Below are 19,446 nucleotides of genomic sequence, written 5' to 3' on the forward strand. Positions count from 1 at the left end.
CACATTGTGCTACACTGTAGCCCGCGTGACTTTTTTTATGTCACCCTTTTCTCTTTTTATTCAATGCATTCACCGAGGTGCTTATGTCCGGTGGTAAGAAAGTTCCACCTATAAAATTACGTCCTCTCGAACGAGAAGATCTCTCTTTTGTCCATCAACTTGATAATAACGCCAGCGTTATGCGCTATTGGTTTGAAGAGCCTTATGAGGCTTTTATCGAGTTAAGCGACCTTTATGAAAAACATATTCACGACCAAAGTGAACGCCGTTTTATTGCCGAAAGTGACGGCACTAAAGTTGGACTTGTCGAGTTGGTTGAAATTGATTATGTTCACCGTCGTGCTGAATTCCAAATTATCATCGCTCCTGCGCACCAAGGCCATGGATATGCTGCACGCGCGGCGAAACTTGCGATGGATTATGCATTTTCTGTACTTAATTTATACAAACTCTATTTAATCGTCGATAAAGAGAATGCTAAAGCGATTCATATTTATGAAAAGCTTGGCTTTAAAAAAGAAGGTGATTTAATAGATGAGTTTTTTGTTAACGGTGCCTACCGTTCTGCGATTAGAATGTGTACTTTCCAAGCACCTTATTTTGAACAAAAAGCCAAAGAGGCAAAACCCGAGAATTTTGTTAAACCGGGTGCGACTATTAAGCAACACGTCTGATTTATTCAGATATTAAGTTTTAACTTTAACCCTTGTTGGAGTTCAGATGTCCCAGGAACGACTCTATATTGATAAAGAGATCAGTTGGCTTGCGTTTAATGAACGTGTATTACAAGAAGCGGCTGATAAAAGAAACCCGTTAATTGAAAGAGTCAGGTTTCTGGGGATCTATTCAAATAATCTTGATGAGTTTTACAAGGTTCGTTTTGCCGATGTAAAACGCCGTATTTTGATTAATGAAGAACGTGGCTCACGCTCTGCGTCAAGCCATGCTCGTCATCTTATAAAGAAAATTCAATCAAAAGTAGCTAAAGCCGACCAAGAGTTTGATGCTTTATATAATGATTTGTTACTTGAAATGGCGCGAAACCAAATCTTTTTAATTAATGAACGCCAAATCTCGCCTAATCAACAAATCTGGTTACGCCAATATTTTCGTCAAAATTTAAGAAAACACATCACGCCTATTTTAATTAATCCTGAAACAGACTTGGTTGAGTTTCTTAAAGATGACTACACCTATTTAGCGGTTGAAATTGTGCAAGGGCAAATTATTCATTATGCCCTGTTAGAAATTCCGTCAGATAAAGTACCTCGTTTTGTTATTCTGCCGACAGACCAAGGGCGTAGTAAGAAAAAATCCATGATTTTATTGGATAATATTTTACGCTACTGTCTTGATGAGGTGTTTAAAGGCTTCTTTGATTATGACTCATTAAGTGCTTATTCCATGAAAATGACGCGAGATGCAGAATACGATCTTGCAACAGAAATGGAATCAAGTTTACTTGAAATGATGTCATCAACATTAAAACAACGCCTTACCGCAGAGCCTGTCCGTTTTGTTTATCAACGTGATATGCCTGATGAAATGGTGGCGTTGCTGCGCAGTAAATTAGGTTTATCGAATAATGACTCCGTCATTGCTGGTGGTCGTTATCATAATTTTAAAGATTTTATTAACTTCCCAAATGAGGGGAGTAAATTTCTATTAAATAAGCCTATTCCACGTTTACGCCATATTTGGTTTGATAACTTCCGTAATGGCTTTGATGCGATACGTGAGCGTGATGTTTTGCTCTATTATCCTTATCATACCTTTGAGCATGTGTTGGAATTGTTGCGCCAAGCCTCTTTTGACCCAAGTGTTATCTCAATCAAAATCAATATTTACCGTGTTGCTAAAGACTCTCGAATTATTGATTCGATGATCCACGCTGCGCATAACGGCAAACGTGTCACGGTAGTTGTTGAGTTACAAGCACGTTTTGATGAAGCAGCGAATATCCACTGGGCAAAACGCCTGACTGAAGCGGGCGTTCACGTTATTTTCTCTGCACCGGGTTTAAAAATTCACGCGAAGTTATTTATCATTTCACGTTTAGAAAATGGTGAAATCATTCGCTATGCTCATATCGGTACGGGGAACTTTAACGAAAAAACAGCGCGTCTTTATACTGACTATTCACTATTAACGGCTAACACTGAAATTACCAATGAAGTACGTCGCGTTTTTAGCTTTATTGAAAACCCTTATCGCCCTGTCACCTTTGAGCATTTAATGGTTTCGCCACAAAACTCGCGCACCCTTTTAAATCAATTAATCACCAATGAAATTCACAGTGCACAAGCAGGGCATCCTGCGGGTATTACATTAAAAGTGAATAATTTAGTTGATGAAGAATTAGTTAATCGCCTTTATGACGCTTCAGAAGCAGGCGTAAAAGTACGACTGTTAGTTCGAGGAATGTGTTCTTTAGTGCCTAATCAGCCGGGATTTAGTGAAAACATTCAAGTAACCAGTATTGTTGACCGCTTTTTAGAGCATGATCGTGTTTATGTTTTCACCAATAAAGGGGATGAAAAAATCTTTCTCTCCTCTGCCGATTGGATGACGCGAAATCTTGATTATCGCATTGAAGTTGCAGTAGCTTTGCTTGATCCTCAACTTAAACAGCGCGTTCTTGATATACTGGATATTCAATTTAATGACACCGTAAAAGCGCGTTATATCGATAAAGATTTAACAAATAGCTATGTTCCTCGTGGAAATAAACGTAAAATCCGTTCCCAGCTTGCTGTCTATGAGTATATTAAATTGTTAGAACAACCCGGTTCACGAGCGTAATTTTATGCCTTTATCACAAGATGACTCTTCACCACGTCCTTTAGAAATTGCGGCTATTGACCTCGGTTCTAATAGTTTTCATATGATAATTGCGCGTGTTGTTAATGGCGCATTACAAGTCTTAAGTCGTTTAAAACAGCGAGTTTATCTTGCTGATGGACTTGATGATGATAACGAATTAAGCGAAGAGGCTATGTTACGTGGGCTCTCCGCCCTTTCCCTTTTTGCTGAAAGGTTACAGGGTTTTCCCGCAGAAAATGTCACCGTCGTGGGAACACACACTTTGCGTGTCGCCACTAATGCGAAAGTCTTTCTTCAACGAGCCAAAGAAGTTATTCCTTATCCTATTGAAATTATTTCAGGGCATGAAGAAGCTCGACTTATTTTTATGGGAGTTGAGCACACTCAATCTGAAAAAGGTCGAAAGCTCGTTATCGATATCGGTGGTGGCTCAACAGAATTGGTTATTGGTGAAAATTTTGAGCCAATTTTAATCGAAAGCCAACGCATGGGTTGTGTTAGTTTTAGCCGTCAATTTTTCCCAGAACAAAAAATTAGCGAATCTGCTTTTCGCAAAGCGCGAGAAAAGGCAGCGCGTAAAATGGAAAAAATTGCATGGCAATACAAAATGACTGGCTGGGATGTGGCTTTAGGGGCATCAGGAACAATTAAAGCGGCTCATGAGATCTTAGTTGAGTTTGGTGAAAAAGACGGTGTTATTACTCCAGAACGCCTACTTATGCTCACTAAACAAGTTTTACGATTTAAGAAATTTAAAGATATCGCCCTTCCAGGTTTATCCGATGAACGTAAACATGTTTTTGTGCCAGGTTTGGCGATTTTATGCGGTATTTTTGATTCATTAGGATTAAAAGCTCTACACCTATCTGACGGTGCATTACGTGAAGGTGTGCTTTATGAAATGGAAGGCAGATTTCGCCATCAAGATATCCGCCAGCGCACAGCTAAAAGCCTTGCAGAACACTATAATATCGATAGAGAACAAGCAAAACGTGTTCTTGAAACTATGCAATCTCTTTACGCTCAGTGGGCACAGCAAAATCCTAAGCTAGTTCGCCCTGATTTAGAGGCTATTTTAGTTTGGGCTGTTATGTTACATGAAGTGGGATTAAGTATTAATTTAAGTGGATTACATCGCCATTCTGCTTATATTCTTTCAAATACTGATTTACCTGGCTTTAATCAAGAGCAACAACTGTTATTAACAACTCTCGTTCGCTATCACCGAAAGGGGATCAAGTTAGATGAGTTACCTAAATTTAATCTTTATAAAAAGAAACAGTATTTTCCACTCGTACAAATACTAAGATTAGCAACTTTACTTAATAATCAGCGACAATCGACGACAAAACCTGCATCTTTGCGTTTAGTTACAGATGAAAATCATTGGACGCTTTATTTTCCTGCAAATTATCTTTCTGATAACACATTGATGGAATTGGATTTAGAAAAAGAACAAGAACATTGGCAGTCAGTTCCGGGGTGGAAACTGGATATAAAAGAGGAATCTGCTTAACAATATGATATTATACAGAAAAAGACGCTAGTCAATGCGTCTTTTGTTGCATCTATCATACAACAACTATCACATAACAACATAGGTTTGATTTGTGACGATAATATGAACATCACCAACGCAATATTGTTCAAGATTCATATTTTTTATACGGAGAAGACCGATAATCATCCTAAAATGGAATAATTAGTGTCAATGGTTATCTCCCTCGTAAGAATTAAAAAGGAATAACATGTCTCAACCAGCTATCAACAATGATACTGCGGCTGCCATCAATCCGTATTCACAAAAAGTGGCACACCTGCGTCAGCAAATTTTGAGCATCTTTCTCGAAGATGATCATTTTGTTGAAACCGTTTTAGGTGAAGCAAGTGAAAATGATAGGCTGAGCCACCATGAACTTCATGAAAAAATCACCACTGTTAGAGAATTACTACAAGATCTACACGCGGCAGATATTGCAGATATTCTTGAAGCCCTTCCCTATGACGAACGTCTCGCATTGTGGCATTTGGTTGATAATAATGAACGTGGTGCTGTTTTAGTCGAAGCTTCTGTCGCCGTTTGGGACAGCTTAATTAAAGATATGACTGACCGTGAATTATTACGATCGGTCGCCACATTACATGTGGATGAGCAAGCGTACATCGCAGAGCACTTACCTCGCGATACGATGCGTCGACTTCTTACCTATTTAGAACCAAGTCTGCGTAATAGAATAAGAGAAGTTCTTCAATATCCAAAAGACAGCGTCGGCCAGATGATGGATTTTGAGTTCGTCACTGTGCGAGGTAATGTTACGTTAAAAACGGTACAGCGCTATCTACGCCAACGGGGTTCTATTCCTGAAGCAACGGATAAAATTTTCGTTATTGATAATAAAAATCATCTGTTGGGCGAGCTTCCATTAACCACTGTTTTGACGCAATCTCCTGATAAGCTTGTCTCTGATGTAATGAAAACAGACACCGTGAGCTTTATGCCAGAAGAAAAAGGCGAAGACGCGGCGGGTGCGTTCGAACGTTACGACTTAATTTCTGCGGCTGTTGTTGATAGTAATGGTCTTCTAATGGGGCGATTAACTGTTGAAGATATCGTTGATAACATGCATGAAGAGAGCGATACCAATCTTCGTCGTATGGGTGGTTTGAGCCCAGAAGAAGACGTCTTTGCACCAGTCGGACAAGCGGTTAAAACACGTTGGACTTGGCTTGCTATCAACTTATGTACTGCTTTCGTTGCCTCTCGTGTTATTGGCGTGTTTGAACACACCATTTCCCAATTAGTCGCTTTAGCAACACTGATGCCAATTGTTGCTGGTATTGGGGGAAATACAGGTAATCAGACTATCACAATGATTGTCCGTGCATTAGCTCTACACCAAATTCAAACTGGAAGCTTTTCTTTCTTAATTTTAAGAGAACTTGGTGTTGCCTTTATCAATGGTATTGTGTGGGGAGGGATCATGGGAATTGTCACCTTCCTTCTCTATGGTGACCTTGCAATGGGTGCCGTGATGACAATGGCAATGGTGCTCAACCTGTTAATGGCTGCCATTATGGGCGTATTAATACCAATGACGATGATAAAATTCGGTAAAGATCCTGCCATTGGTTCAAGCGTTATGATAACCGCTATTACGGATACAGGTGGTTTCTTTATCTTCTTAGGTTTAGCAACTATCTTCTTAGTTTAAGACATTTTCTCATTACACTAACGCCACTGATAATAAAATGCAGTGGCGTTTTTTATATCAATCAAACAAATATTAAGCCGTTGTTGATAGGTAATAATAGACAAGCAACAATGCAATAACCAATGAAGTAATAAAAGTCTTTTTAACAGAGGCACTTAATAGATAACTGCCATTTTGATTGGCGTCATTAAGCATGGCTTTTAGTACTAAACCACCACCTAATGCAACGATAGAAAGTGATGCGAACAAAATAATTGCAGCTAAAAGAACAGCACTCATTGAAATAGAGACCATAAATCCTCCGACAGTTCAATTTGACTTACTGATGTAATTATAACCAACAATCACTTTTTTGACGCTTATTTTTGTTTTTATTTCTAATTCGACAATAAAATTCAAAAAAATCACACAATGCATAAAAACACAAAAATATGATTATACACACAAGATTTATTGGCATTGAATTTCAATTTCATTGATATTTTTGAAATTTAAGTTTATCAAAAATATTTTTAACATATAGCAGAATATTCTAGTAATCTATTTTCTATCAGATCATATCTTTCATTATTGATGAGAATAACTTTCTTAATTATCTAATAATTACTTTATTAACGAAAAATAATAAATTAAATTATGACTGAATTTATTATTCAATTTATAATTTAAATCGTAATAAATATATTCAATATAATATCTATTTTATTTGATAATATCGAAATTTCACTTATTAATAAGCATTGTAATATTTTTACAATATATCAACAAAGAAAATAAAATAAGAGTTTAATATTAAGTATCCACAATTAAACCACATAAAAACACAAGAAATGATAATAATAAAGTTCATTTCGTTGTTTTAATTTCATCTATTTACATTATTAAGAGCTTCCTGTTATAACTTAAACCATCATCACAACATTATTCTTTCTCGCATAAATAGCCTATAAATAACCATTCGATGTTATTTATTTTCACCCTATTTTATTCGTTAATTTTCAAAGAATTTACTTGTGATCTTATTACGCATTATTTTTTTATCACGATGATTATTATAGGTTGTAATTATGACATCACAATCACACTCCACTCAGCCGTTGAGTCAACCTACGGCAAGACCATTGAACCGCAACGACTATAAAACGTTGGGTTTATCCTCGCTAGGGGGAACGTTGGAGTTCTATGATTTCGTGATCTTCGTATTCTTTACGAAAACATTGAGCCACTTGTTCTTTCCCGGTGATAACGCCTTTATTGCACAAATGCAGACATTAGGTATTTTTGCTGCTGGTTACCTTGCCCGCCCTTTGGGTGGCATTATTATGGCACACTACGGAGATATTATTGGACGTAAACGCATGTTTACCTTAAGTATCTTCTTAATGGCTGTACCAACATTAGTTATTGGTTTATTACCAACTTATGCCAGTATTGGTGTTGCTGCACCATTATTGTTGTTATTAATGCGCATTATGCAAGGTGCGGCTATTGGTGGTGAAATGCCAGGTGCTTGGGTGTTTATCGCAGAGCACACGCCAAAACAACGTTATGGCTTAGGTGTAGGAACATTAACCTCAGGCATTACAGGCGGTATTTTATTAGGTTCAATCGTGGCAATTATCGTTCAACGTAGCTATACCAGCCAAGAAGTAAATGACTTTGCATGGCGTATACCGTTTATTTTAGGTGGCGTATTCGGTTTGATTTCTGTCTACTTACGTCGCTTCTTACAAGAAACACCTATCTTTAAAGAGATGGCTGCAAAAAAAGCCTTAGCACAAGAAATGCCTGTGGTTTCAGTTATTAAAAATCACAAGCAAGCGTGCTTAATTACTGCTGCATTAACATGGTCTTTATCAACAGCTATTGTTGTCACCATTTTGATGACCCCCGGTGTCATTGTTGAAGGGATCTACAAAATTGATAGAACGACATCATTAGAAGCGAACTGCGTTGCAACATTAACCTTAACCTTAGGTTGCATATTCTGGGGTTGGATTAGTGACAAATTAGGAACACGCGCGTCAATGACATTATCATGGGGTGGTTTGATTGTTACTGCATTCCATTTCTATGGCAGTTTAGATGCAGCAATGTCAGGTTTTCAGTTAGCGTTTAACTATGGTTTGATGGGCTTTTTTGTCGGGGCGATTGCAACTACACCTATCGTTAGCACAAGAGCATTTCCACCATCAATTCGTTTTTCTGGTTTGTCTTTTGCTTACAATATGGCTTATGCCTTATTCGGTGGATTAACGCCGATGTTAACAGGAATATGGTTAGAAAAAACTGCAATGGCAGGTGCATATTATGTTGCAGGCGTATCATTATTAGCTATTGCAGTCGCTTTCTTACCTTTAGCTTATAAAGGTTGGACGGCTGTAAAACCCACCACAAGAGAAAAAGATGTTGCATTGCAGATTGATAAAGTGATCAGTTAAGCCTTTATCAATATCACAAAATCGTTCTACCAGTCCCCTTATACAATACCGCCCTTAATCAGGGCGGTATTTTTTTCTTAAAATTTTATTTTTAAGAGCACAAATTACTGTGTCATTTTACTTAGCATCGGTGCGGTGATCAGCATTAGAACTGCGATAACACCTGTTACAATACCAATTTGTAAGAAGACACTGCTATAAATTTCTAATGAAGCATGAGCACTTTGTACGTCTTCTGGTACTGCCATTAAACTCGCAACTTTACCTGCAATAATTGCAGCGGCTGCCGAAGTTAAGAACCAAGCGCCCATAATAAAGCCCATTAAACGCTGTGGTACAAGTTGAGCAACCATCGCAAGACCTAAGCCAGAAATCATCAGCTCACCAATACTTTGGAAACCATAACTTGCGACCAACCACCATGAAGACACAATACCTGCTTCATTTGCCATGCTAGCACCTAATGGCAGAACTAAGAATGCGGTCGCACTCAAGAACATACCCACAGTGAATTTATATGGCATAGGTAGTTTATCACCCATAAAGTTATATACAGCCGCTAGTAGCGGGCTTGCTAACATGATCCAGAATGGATTAAGTGATTGGAATTGTTCAGGTTCAACGCTGAAACCTAAGATTGAGTGCTCAACGTTATGGATCGCGAAGAAGTTTAAAGAAGTTGGCATTTGATCGTAAAGAACGAAGAATACAACCGCTTCAACCATCAGCAAGAATGCAACAATCATCTTACGGCGAGCCGCACCCTTCATCATGAACGTTTCACGCGCAAAAATCAGGATGATACCTAATGAGATGATTGCTAAAGACCAACTTGCCACTTCATTATTATGTAGCAACCAAGTGGATACAGCGACCAGTGCAACAATACCCACCAGCGTTAATAATAATTTTGAATAGTTAAGCGGTTCAAAGTCAGGTCTAGAACCTTTATCTTTTATCCAACCACGACAAACAACAAAGTTTGCTAGTGTGATCAGCATACCCACAACACTCAGTGCAAATGCAACATCCCAGCCATAATTAGCCGCCAACCACGGTGTCGCTAACATGGAGAAGAAAGAACCCACATTGATAGACATGTAGTACATGGTAAATGCACCGTCTAATTGCGGATCATCTTTCTCATAACAGGTTGCTAATAATGAAGATGGGTTAGCTTTAAATAAACCATTACCTACTGCAATCGTTGCAAGTCCCCAATAAATCACGTCTTTATCGTGATCAGAGAATGCCACCATTGCATAACCAATTGCCAGTACGATTGCACCAAGAATAATAACCCTTTTAGTACCAAGGACTTTATCCCCAAGCCATCCACCGATAGCAACAAAACCATAGACCAACGCGGTAAATGCAGCAAAAACAGTGATAGCTTCCGCTTCACCCATGCCCAGCATTTTAACCAAGTAAACGGCCATGATCCCTTGAAGACCGTAATAGCCGAAACGTTCCCATAACTCGATTGAGAAGATAAGATAAAACGCGCGAGGCTGTTTAAATGCATTCAGGCTCGGTTTTTGTCCATCGTCAGGTGTGTTTGCAGTTGACACTAAAAACCTCTAATTATTCTATTACGCCTTTATATTTAGGCTAATTTTTTACAAAAATTTCGTTATTTAAGACAGAGTTAAAGCTCGGTGAATTTCATACTGGATTGTTATTCTTTGAAAAGAGTTCAACGCAGAGAAAAACAAGGTTGGCATTCTATCACTGGAAAGCATAATTATCTAAGAATTATAACTAACTATTGCGTTTTATCATAGTTACAGGCATTTGTACAAAATAGTTATGCGATTAAAAAAACATCAAACAAAATAACTCACTGATAATCAATAATTTATTTTTCACTTAATTATCCCTATATAAACAATTAAGCTACGCTACTATTTACCTATATTTTGCTAAATTAGTTCTTATTGAATAACAACGGTAAAATAATGCCAGTAGCAATTTGTTTTAACTGATTAAAATAACGCCAACAAAACACATTCCTTGACTTAATTTCCATATTTCCTCCATTTTTAACTGTGAAGAAACAGGTAGAATGTCACCATTCCAGATTTTCATTTCAGTATTTCTGATTAGCTAGTTGCCAGTGGGATCACAAAAGTAATGAATAAAAACAAAAATGCTAAAAAAAGAGTTTCTCTCATTATCGCTTTAATCGTCGTAATCGCAGGTGGTTACGCCTATTGGCAATTTAATGCAGCAAAAACAGCATCGCCCGAAAATAAAGGGACTCAAGCAACAAACACCCAGAGTCGAGGTACATCTGGATCTCGTCGTCCTCCTTTGCCGCCTGTTCAAGTTGCAACATCAACACAAGAAGATGTCCCTCAATTTTTATCTGCTTTAGGTACAGTAAAAGCCACTAACAGCGTGACCGTCACTAGCCGTGTTGAAGGTCAATTAATGGCGCTACATTTCACCGAAGGCCAACAAGTTCAAAAAGGCGATCTCTTAGCTGAAATTGACTCGCGCCCTTTTGAAGTACAATTAGCCCAAGCCAAAGGACAGCTAGCAAAAGATCAAGCCACATTAGCAAATGCACGCCTTGATTTAGTGCGTTATCAGAAATTAGCGAAAACTAACTTAGTCTCACAACAAGAGTTAGATAACCAGCAAGCTTTAGTAAAACAATCTGAAGCCAGTATTCGTATTGATGAAGCCACTATCAGCAATGCACAACTGCAATTAACCTACAGCAAAATCACGGCACCTATTTCAGGCCGAGTGGGTTTAAAGCAAGTTGATGTAGGAAACTATATTTCTGGCGGTTCATCCACGCCTATCGTTGTTATCAATCAAATGGACCCTGTTGATGTGCTTTTTACTTTGCCAGAACAAGATTTAGCGAATGTTATTCAAGCACGTAAAAACAATGCAGATTTGCCTGTTACGGCGTTAGATAGAAATAATCAATTTGAATTAGCACAAGGCACACTATTTAGTGTTGATAATCAAATTGATGCAGCGACAGGCACCATAAAGTTAAAAGCCCGTTTCCCTCAACAAGAAAATACACTATTCCCTAATCAATTCGTGAATGTACGCCTTTACGTCACCACGTTAGAAAAGGCAGTGGTTATTCCTAATGCAGCATTGCAAATGGGGAATGAAGGTCACTTTGTCTGGGTTGTTGATAGCGAAGATAAAGTGAGCAAATTACGTGTTGAAGTTGCATTACAAAATGCAGAAAAAGTGGTTATCGCTTCGGGTTTATCAGCAAATCAACGTGTTGTAACCGATGGTGTGGATAGATTAACACAAGGTGCAAAAGTCGATATCGTGACACCAACAGCACCAAAAAATAAAGAAAATGACCGTGTTGTCGCGGAGAAAGCGTAATGACAGAAAAAACACACGGTACAGGTGGCGGTCCTTCTCGCTTATTTATTCTGCGCCCTGTTGCAACAACTTTATTTATGGTTGCCATACTGTTAGCGGGTATTGTTGGCTATCGTATGTTGCCAGTGTCTGCATTGCCAGAAGTCGATTACCCAACAATTCAAGTTGTTACACTCTATCCTGGTGCAAGCCCTGATGTAATGACATCCGCGGTTACCGCGCCATTAGAGCGTCAATTTGGGCAGATGTCTGGATTAAAACAGATGTCGTCACAAAGCTCTGGTGGTGCATCAGTGATCACACTGATGTTTCAACTCACATTACCATTAGATGTTGCAGAGCAAGAGGTACAAGCTGCGATAAATGCAGCGACTAATCTGCTACCATCCGATTTACCTTATCCTCCGATTTACAGCAAAGTCAATCCGGCTGATCCGCCTATTTTAACCTTGGCGGTTACTAGCTCAACATTACCAATGACACAGTTGCAAGATATGGTTGAAACCCGTATTTCGCAAAAAATCTCACAAGTTAATGGCGTGGGTTTGGTGGCACTAGCGGGTGGTCAGCGCCCCGCTGTTAGAGTCAAACTCAATGCACAAGCCGCAGCATCTTACGGTTTAGATAGCGAAAAAATTCGTGTAGCAATCAATAATGCGAACGTTAACTCAGCGAAAGGGAGCCTTGATGGGCCAACTCGCTCTGTGACGTTATCTGCTAATGATCAGATGAAATCATTAGAAGATTACCGCCAATTAATCGTTACCTATAAAAATGACGCACCAATCCGTTTATCTGATATTGCCACTATTGAACAAGCACCTGAAAACAATCAATTAGGGGCATGGGCGAATAATGAGCAAGCGATTATTATTAATGTTCAACGACAACCTGGTGTTAACGTTATTGATACCACTGATAATATTCGTAATTTATTGCCGGATTTAGTATCTAATTTACCAAAATCCGTTAATGTTGAGATCTTAACAGACAGAACGACAACGATCCGCGCTTCAGTTAAAGATGTGCAGTTTGAACTTGGTTTAGCTATCGCCCTTGTGGTAATGGTCATTTATCTCTTTTTACGTAATGGTGTCGCAACCTTAATCCCAAGTATTGCCGTACCGCTTTCATTAGTAGGTACGTTTGCGGTGATGTATTTTTGTGGATTCTCTGTCAACAACCTCACTTTAATGGCATTAACCATTGCCACAGGCTTTGTTGTCGATGATGCCATTGTTGTGATTGAAAATATTTCCCGTTATCTCGAACGTGGTGATAAACCGTTAACAGCCGCTTTAAAAGGAGCTGGCGAGATTGGCTTTACCATTATTTCACTCACTTTCTCTCTGATTGCCGTACTGATCCCCCTATTATTTATGGGAGATATTGTTGGTCGTCTATTTAGAGAGTTTGCAATCACCCTTGCTGTTGCCATTCTAATCTCTGCGGTGGTTTCGCTCACATTAACGCCAATGATGTGTGCTCGATTGCTAAAACCTGAAAATGAAATCAAACACAACCGTTTTGAAATGGCGTGCGAGCGTTTTTTTGAAAAAATGATTGCAGTGTATGCAGTTTGGCTCAAACGTGTTTTAAACCATCAATGGATAATGCTTGGCGTAGCACTTAGCACATTAGTACTAACCGTATTGCTATATATGTTTATTCCTAAAGGCTTCTTCCCATTACAAGATAACGGGCTATTGCAAGGCACCATTGAAACCTCACAATCTATTTCTTACCAAGCAATGGTAGAAAAACAGCAACAGGTCGTTGATAAATTAATTGATGATCCTGCTATTGATAATATTGCTAGTTTCGTGGGTATTGATGGAAGCAACGCAACCTTAAACACTGGTCGTTTACAAATTACGTTGAAGCCTCTTGATCAGCGTGAAGATCGGATAGATGTGATTATTCCTCGTTTACAAGAGCGTATTGCTTCTATTTCAGGAATGACTCTCTATCTACAACCAACTCAAGATTTAACGATTGATACGCAAGTTTCTCGTACTCAGTATCAATTTACGCTACAAGCAACATCATTAGATGAATTGGCCTCTTGGGTACCAAAACTCTCTCAAGCATTAAAAGATAGCCCTGAATTGACTGATATTAGCAGTGATTGGCAAGATAACGGCATGATGGCGTATATCAAAGTGGATAGAGACTCAGCAAGCCGTTTAGGTATTTCAATGAGTGATATTGATAATGCACTTTATAATGCGTTTGGTCAGCGTTTAATTTCCACTATCTACACTCAAGCAAATCAGTATCGCGTGGTATTAGAACAAAATATTCGCAACGGAGATGGATTACAGGCACTTTCAGCCGTGCATTTAACGGGTAAAGATGGTGCGATGGTACCTTTATTATCTATTGCATCCGTAGAGCAACGCTTGGCACCGCTCTCTATTAATCATCAAGAACAATTTCCTTCAGCCACATTCTCATTTAATGTCGCTGAACAATCCTCTCTTGAAGAAGCGGTGAATGCAGTGAAATTGGCTGAAGAGCAGATTTCTATGCCAAAAGATATTACCACCCAATTCCAAGGGGCGACACTGGCATTTGAAAGCGCGCTTTCGAGTACTTTGTGGCTGATTATCGCGGCAATTGTAGCAATGTATATTGTATTAGGCGTGCTATATGAGAGTTTTATTCACCCTATTACGATTTTATCTACACTGCCAACAGCGGGTGTTGGGGCATTACTTGCTTTAATGGCAGCAGGCAATGAGCTTGATATTATTGCGATTATTGGGATCATCTTGCTTATCGGGATCGTAAAGAAAAATGCAATCATGATGATAGACTTTGCCCTTGCCGCTGAACGAGAACAAGGTTTAACGCCTTACGAAGCTATTTATCAAGCGTGTTTATTACGTTTCCGCCCAATCTTAATGACCACAATGGCGGCGCTTTTAGGTGCTTTACCTTTAATGTTGAGTACAGGTGTAGGGGCAGAATTACGTCAACCATTAGGGGTTTGTATGGTTGGAGGCTTAATTATGAGCCAGATCTTAACCCTATTTACGACACCGGTAATTTATCTGTTATTTGATAAATTATCGCTCTATATCAACCGCAATAAACACGTTGAAAATAATAACGGGGCTGTATCATGAAGTTCTTCGCCCTCTTTATTCAACGACCTGTAGCAACCACGTTGCTCAGTTTAGCGATTTCACTTTGCGGTGTATTGGGCTTTATGTTACTTCCTGTGGCGCCTTTGCCACAGGTGGATTACCCCGTTATTAATATCAATGCCTCATTGCCTGGGGCATCTCCTGAAACGATGGCATCCTCTGTTGCTACGCCGCTTGAGCGCTCTTTAGGGCGTATCGCGGGGATTGATGAGATGACATCAAGCAGTTCGCTAGGGAGTACCAATATCACACTGGTTTTCGATTTAAATAAAGATATCAATACGGCGGCACGAGATGTACAGGCGGCATTAAATGCATCACAAAGCTTGCTACCTTCAGGGATGCCAAGCCGCCCACGTTATTATAAATCGAATCCTTCTGATGCACCGATTATGATTTTAACGCTCACCTCTGACACACAAAACACGGGTGAGCTTTACGATTTAGCATCAACACGATTGGCACAAAAAATCTCACAAATTGAAGGCGTCAGTGAAGTTTCTGTCGGTGGCGGTTCACTACCTGCGGTTCGTGTCGCCCTTAATCCTGATGCATTGTTCAATCAAAACGTAAGCCTAGATGATGTCAGAAAAGCCATAAACCAAGCTAATGTGCGACGACCTCAAGGCTTTGTGAATAATGATGATAATCGTTGGCAAATTCAAACCAATGATGAACTAAGCAAAGCCGCTGAATATCGCCCAATTATTGTGCATTACAATCAAGATGCGGTTGTGCGTCTAAGTGATGTGGCACAAGTGACTGATTCCGTACAAAACGCACGCGCTGCGGGTATGAGTGGCGGTGAGCCTGCTATCTTGTTGGTTATTCGCCGTGAAGCAGGTGCAAATATTATTGAAACCGTTAATCGTATTCGTGATGAACTTCCTGAATTGCGTGAGCTTATTCCTGCCAGTGTTGATTTAAAAGTTGCACAAGATAGAACACCGACTATTCGCGCATCCCTAGCTGAAGTTGAACGTGCGTTAGCCATTGCGGTGGCGTTAGTCATTTTAGTGGTGTTCTTATTTTTACGCTCAGGTCGCGCCACTCTGATCCCTGCTGTTGCTGTACCCGTTTCATTAATTGGTACTTTTTCAGCGATGTATCTCTGTGGCTTTAGCTTAAACAACCTTTCATTAATGGCATTAACGGTTGCTACAGGTTTTGTGGTTGATGATGCGATTGTCGTACTTGAAAACATCTCTCGTCATATCGAAAATGGTTTAAAGCCTAAACAAGCCGCACTAAAAGGTGTCGGTGAAGTGGGTTTTACCGTACTTTCGATGAGCATTTCTCTTGTTGCCGTTTTTATTCCATTACTGTTAATGGATGGTCTTGTTGGACGATTATTTAAAGAATTTGCCATTACGTTAACGACAGCAATCGCTATCTCTTTGTTTGTTTCGTTAACGCTAACCCCCATGATGTGCGCACATTTATTAAAAGGAATGAAACCGAAAGCACAGTCGCATTTACGAGGTTTTGGTAAGTTACTTTTCCGCGCCCAACAAGGTTACAGCGTCACATTACAAGCTGCATTGCGCCATAAACGCTGGGTTATGACGATTTTTCTCGCAACCTTAGGCTTAAATGTTTATTTATATATTAGCGCGCCCAAAACCTTTTTCCCCGATCAAGATACAGGTCGATTAATGGGATTTGTGCGAGCGGATCAGAGCATTTCATTCCAGTCGATGAAAGAAAAAATGGCTCGCTTTATGCAGGAAATTAATGCGGATAAAGACGTGGATAGCGTGACTGGTTTTACTGGTGGCGGTCGCATTAACAGTGGGTTTATGTTTATCTCCCTCAATCCGTTGTCAGAAAGAACTGACAGTGCGAATCAAGTTATTAATCGTTTACGCACAAAATTAGCGAATGAACCCGGAGCTAACCTCTTTTTAATGCCCGTACAGGATGTAAGAGCGGGTGGGCGTCAAGCCAATGCCAGTTATCAATTTACATTATTAGCCGATGATTTAAGCGAGTTGCGTAAATGGGAGCCTATTGTACGTAAAGCCTTAGGCGAATTACCTGAGCTTGTGGATGTTAACTCAGATAAAGAAGACAAAGGCGCTGAAATGGCTCTGACTTATGATCGCGATACGATGTCGCAATTAGGTATTAATGTCAGTGATGTGAATAATCTGCTTAACAATGCCTTTGGTCAACGCCAGATCTCCACCATTTATGCGCCATTAAATCAGTATAAAGTGGTGATGGAAGTGTCTGAACAATATACCCAAGATGTCTCTGCATTAGATAAAATGTATGTGGTCAATTCACAAGGTGAACGTATTCCATTATCCGCATTCGCCAGTTGGTATCCTGCTAACGCACCATTAAGTGTGAATCACCAAGGATTATCCGCAGCGTCAACTATTGCTTTTAATATACCTGAAGGCTATACGTTAGCTGATGCCATTAATTCTATTGAACGCACAATGACTGAATTGGGTGTACCCAATACGGTAAGAGGCACATTTGCGGGCACTGCACAGGTTTTCCAAGAAACCATAAAGTCACAGCTTATTCTTATCTTGGCAGCAATAGTCACGGTGTATTTAGTGTTAGGTGTGCTGTATGAAAGCTATATTCATCCGCTAACCATTTTATCTACCCTGCCGTCTGCGGGCGTAGGTGCGTTATTGGCGTTACAGCTTTTTAATACACCTTTTAGTCTGATTGCACTTATTGGCATTATGTTGCTTATTGGTATTGTGAAGAAAAACGCCATTATTATGGTGGATTTTGCAATTACCGCACAGCGTGAAGGTAAATTGTCTGCCAAAGAGGCGATTATTCAAGCCAGCTTATTGCGTTTTCGTCCTATTATTATGACGACACTTGCGGCGTTATTTGGTGCTTTGCCGTTAATGTTAGGCAGTGGTGATGGTGCAGAATTAAGACAACCTTTGGGTATTACCATCGTCGGTGGCTTATTAATGAGCCAGCTATTAACGCTCTATACCACCCCTGTTATTTATCTATTTTTTGATGGATTGCGTGAACGTTGGCAACAACGACGTATCAGCAAAAAAGAGGCAAATGCATGAAATTGAGAAGCAAGCTGTTTCTGGTGATTTTCGCAACGTGCATGGTGGTTGTCTTTGCTATGCATATTGGTATTCGTAGTAGCTTTCAACAAGGCTTTATTGGCTATATCAAGAAAAACAGTGAACAGCGAGCAACTCATATTGCAGAAGCCTTAACTGAACAATATGAATTAGCTGGTGATTGGCATTTTTTATACAAAGATGAACATTCTGTCTATCAAATATTAAGAACCATTGATCAGATAAGCCAAAGTGGTGATGGCCCTCCACCTCGCGGTTGGCGTACACAGTTTTGGATTGTAGATAAAGACATGAAGCGCTTATTTGGACATGACAATCAATTTCCCGCAGAGACATTTAAAAAGCCTATTACCTTTCACGATGAAATTGTTGGATGGGTGATTGTCAGTGCCGCAGATAAAATCAGTAGTGAAGCCGATATCAGTTTTGATAAGCAACAACTGCGTACCAGTTGGATTATTGCAGGTGCAACTGTTCTGTTTGCACTGCTAATCACATTGGTTCTTTCTCGCAGCATGATACGCCCTGTTAAGCGTTTGGTTGAAGCCACCCATAAACTGGCTGCTGGCGATTTCTCTGTTCGGGTTCATCCTACTAGTAAAGATGAAATCAGCCAACTCGCCACTGATTTTAACCAACTTGCCAGTACATTAGAAAAAAATGAGCAAATTCGCCGTGATTATATGGCCGACATCTCTCATGAATTGCGAACACCACTGGCTATCTTAAAAGGTGAGCTTGAAGCATTACAAGATGGTGTGAGAAAACCTACAGCCGAAACCTTAAATTCTCTGTTATTTGAAGTGACGAATCTGACTAAACTCGTCAATGATCTCCACCAGCTTTCATTATCAGATAGAGGCTCTTTAACCTATCGCAAAGACTTTGTTGATATTAATGAAGTAATTTTATTAGCGGTAGCCTCTTATCGTCACACTTACCAAACCAAAGATATTGCCCTATTCACCGAGTTAGATGATTTATCGTCGCTGATTGTACAAGCCGATCCAGATAGGCTTATCCAGCTTTTTCACAATCTGTTAGAAAATAGCGTTCGTTATACCTATTCTGGAGGTCAATTACATATCAGTACCAAGAAAGGCCATAATAGTGTGCTAATTTCATTAGAAGATAGCGCACCAGGGCTTGATGAATCGCAATATAAAGCGGTTTTTCAGCGTTTTTATCGTGCTGAAAGTTCACGAAATCGAGCAAGTGGTGGATCTGGATTAGGACTTGCGATTTGCGAAAATATTATTGAAGCTCATAATGGTAAGATAAGTTCCATGCCTTCCTCTTTAGGTGGTATGAAAATCCTTATAGAATTACCTGCATATTCTGATGATAATTAAGCCTTATCATTTTGCGC

General features: G+C 39.6%; 11 protein-coding genes. 9 read left to right on the plus strand and 2 right to left on the minus strand.

What is annotated here, in order from left to right:
- Window positions 1–83: 83 nt before the first annotated feature.
- The 4 genes from speG to mgtE all read left to right on the plus strand — a co-directional run bounded on the left by speG (window position 84) and on the right by mgtE (window position 6,035).
- Window positions 84–674 (plus strand): spermidine N1-acetyltransferase, encoded by a 591-nt coding sequence (speG, locus tag ACNART_RS03110; RefSeq protein WP_088495291.1) that lies wholly within the window; start codon window positions 84–86, stop codon window positions 672–674.
- A gap of 46 nt (window positions 675–720) precedes the next feature.
- Window positions 721–2,802, plus strand: a complete 2,082-nt coding sequence (gene ppk1 / locus ACNART_RS03115; RefSeq protein WP_196532480.1) for a polyphosphate kinase 1 — start codon at window positions 721–723, stop codon at window positions 2,800–2,802.
- Window positions 2,803–2,806: 4 nt separating this feature from the next.
- Window positions 2,807–4,339, plus strand: coding sequence for an exopolyphosphatase (ppx, locus tag ACNART_RS03120; RefSeq protein ID WP_196532479.1), 1,533 nt, complete (start codon window positions 2,807–2,809; stop codon window positions 4,337–4,339).
- Between the two features lie 232 nt (window positions 4,340–4,571).
- Window positions 4,572–6,035, plus strand: a complete 1,464-nt coding sequence (gene mgtE / locus ACNART_RS03125; RefSeq protein WP_109373665.1) for a magnesium transporter — start codon at window positions 4,572–4,574, stop codon at window positions 6,033–6,035.
- 72 nt (window positions 6,036–6,107) lie between these two features.
- Here mgtE and ACNART_RS03130 read toward each other — a convergent pair whose 3' ends face one another.
- Window positions 6,108–6,329, minus strand: coding sequence for a hypothetical protein (locus tag ACNART_RS03130; protein WP_198619849.1), 222 nt, complete (start codon window positions 6,327–6,329; stop codon window positions 6,108–6,110).
- A 773-nt stretch (window positions 6,330–7,102) separates the two neighbouring features.
- Between ACNART_RS03130 and ACNART_RS03135 the strand changes: the two genes are divergently transcribed.
- Complete coding sequence (locus ACNART_RS03135) at window positions 7,103–8,476, plus strand: MFS transporter (protein WP_109373667.1); 1,374 nt, start codon at window positions 7,103–7,105, stop codon at window positions 8,474–8,476.
- A 104-nt stretch (window positions 8,477–8,580) separates the two neighbouring features.
- Here ACNART_RS03135 and dtpA read toward each other — a convergent pair whose 3' ends face one another.
- Window positions 8,581–10,047, minus strand: coding sequence for a dipeptide/tripeptide permease DtpA (gene dtpA / locus ACNART_RS03140; protein WP_109374225.1), 1,467 nt, complete (start codon window positions 10,045–10,047; stop codon window positions 8,581–8,583).
- A 562-nt stretch (window positions 10,048–10,609) separates the two neighbouring features.
- Between dtpA and ACNART_RS03145 the strand changes: the two genes are divergently transcribed.
- From ACNART_RS03145 to baeS, 4 genes are read left to right on the plus strand one after another with little or no spacing between them, the layout of a single operon-like run.
- Window positions 10,610–11,845 carry an MdtA/MuxA family multidrug efflux RND transporter periplasmic adaptor subunit gene (locus ACNART_RS03145; RefSeq protein ID WP_198630533.1) on the plus strand — a complete coding sequence of 412 codons (1,236 nt, stop codon included), beginning with the start codon at window positions 10,610–10,612 and terminating at the stop codon, window positions 11,843–11,845.
- Window positions 11,845–14,976, plus strand: coding sequence for an MdtB/MuxB family multidrug efflux RND transporter permease subunit (locus ACNART_RS03150; RefSeq protein WP_368926571.1), 3,132 nt, complete (start codon window positions 11,845–11,847; stop codon window positions 14,974–14,976). Before ACNART_RS03145 ends, ACNART_RS03150 begins: the two co-directional genes overlap by 1 nt.
- Window positions 14,973–18,056, plus strand: coding sequence for a multidrug efflux RND transporter permease subunit MdtC (gene mdtC / locus ACNART_RS03155; RefSeq protein WP_368926569.1), 3,084 nt, complete (start codon window positions 14,973–14,975; stop codon window positions 18,054–18,056). The genes ACNART_RS03150 and mdtC overlap by 4 nt, the downstream gene beginning before the upstream one ends.
- The gene (gene baeS, locus ACNART_RS03160; protein ID WP_198625730.1) at window positions 18,053–19,429 is read left to right on the plus strand and encodes a two-component system sensor histidine kinase BaeS; all 1,377 of its coding nucleotides are present in this window, start codon (window positions 18,053–18,055) and stop codon (window positions 19,427–19,429) included. The genes mdtC and baeS overlap by 4 nt, the downstream gene beginning before the upstream one ends.
- The last annotated feature ends 17 nt before the right edge of the window (window positions 19,430–19,446 follow it).

Origin of the sequence: Proteus sp. LHD240705 (genome assembly GCF_047921555.1) — a bacterium.
Classification (GTDB): Bacteria; Pseudomonadota; Gammaproteobacteria; order Enterobacterales; family Enterobacteriaceae; genus Proteus.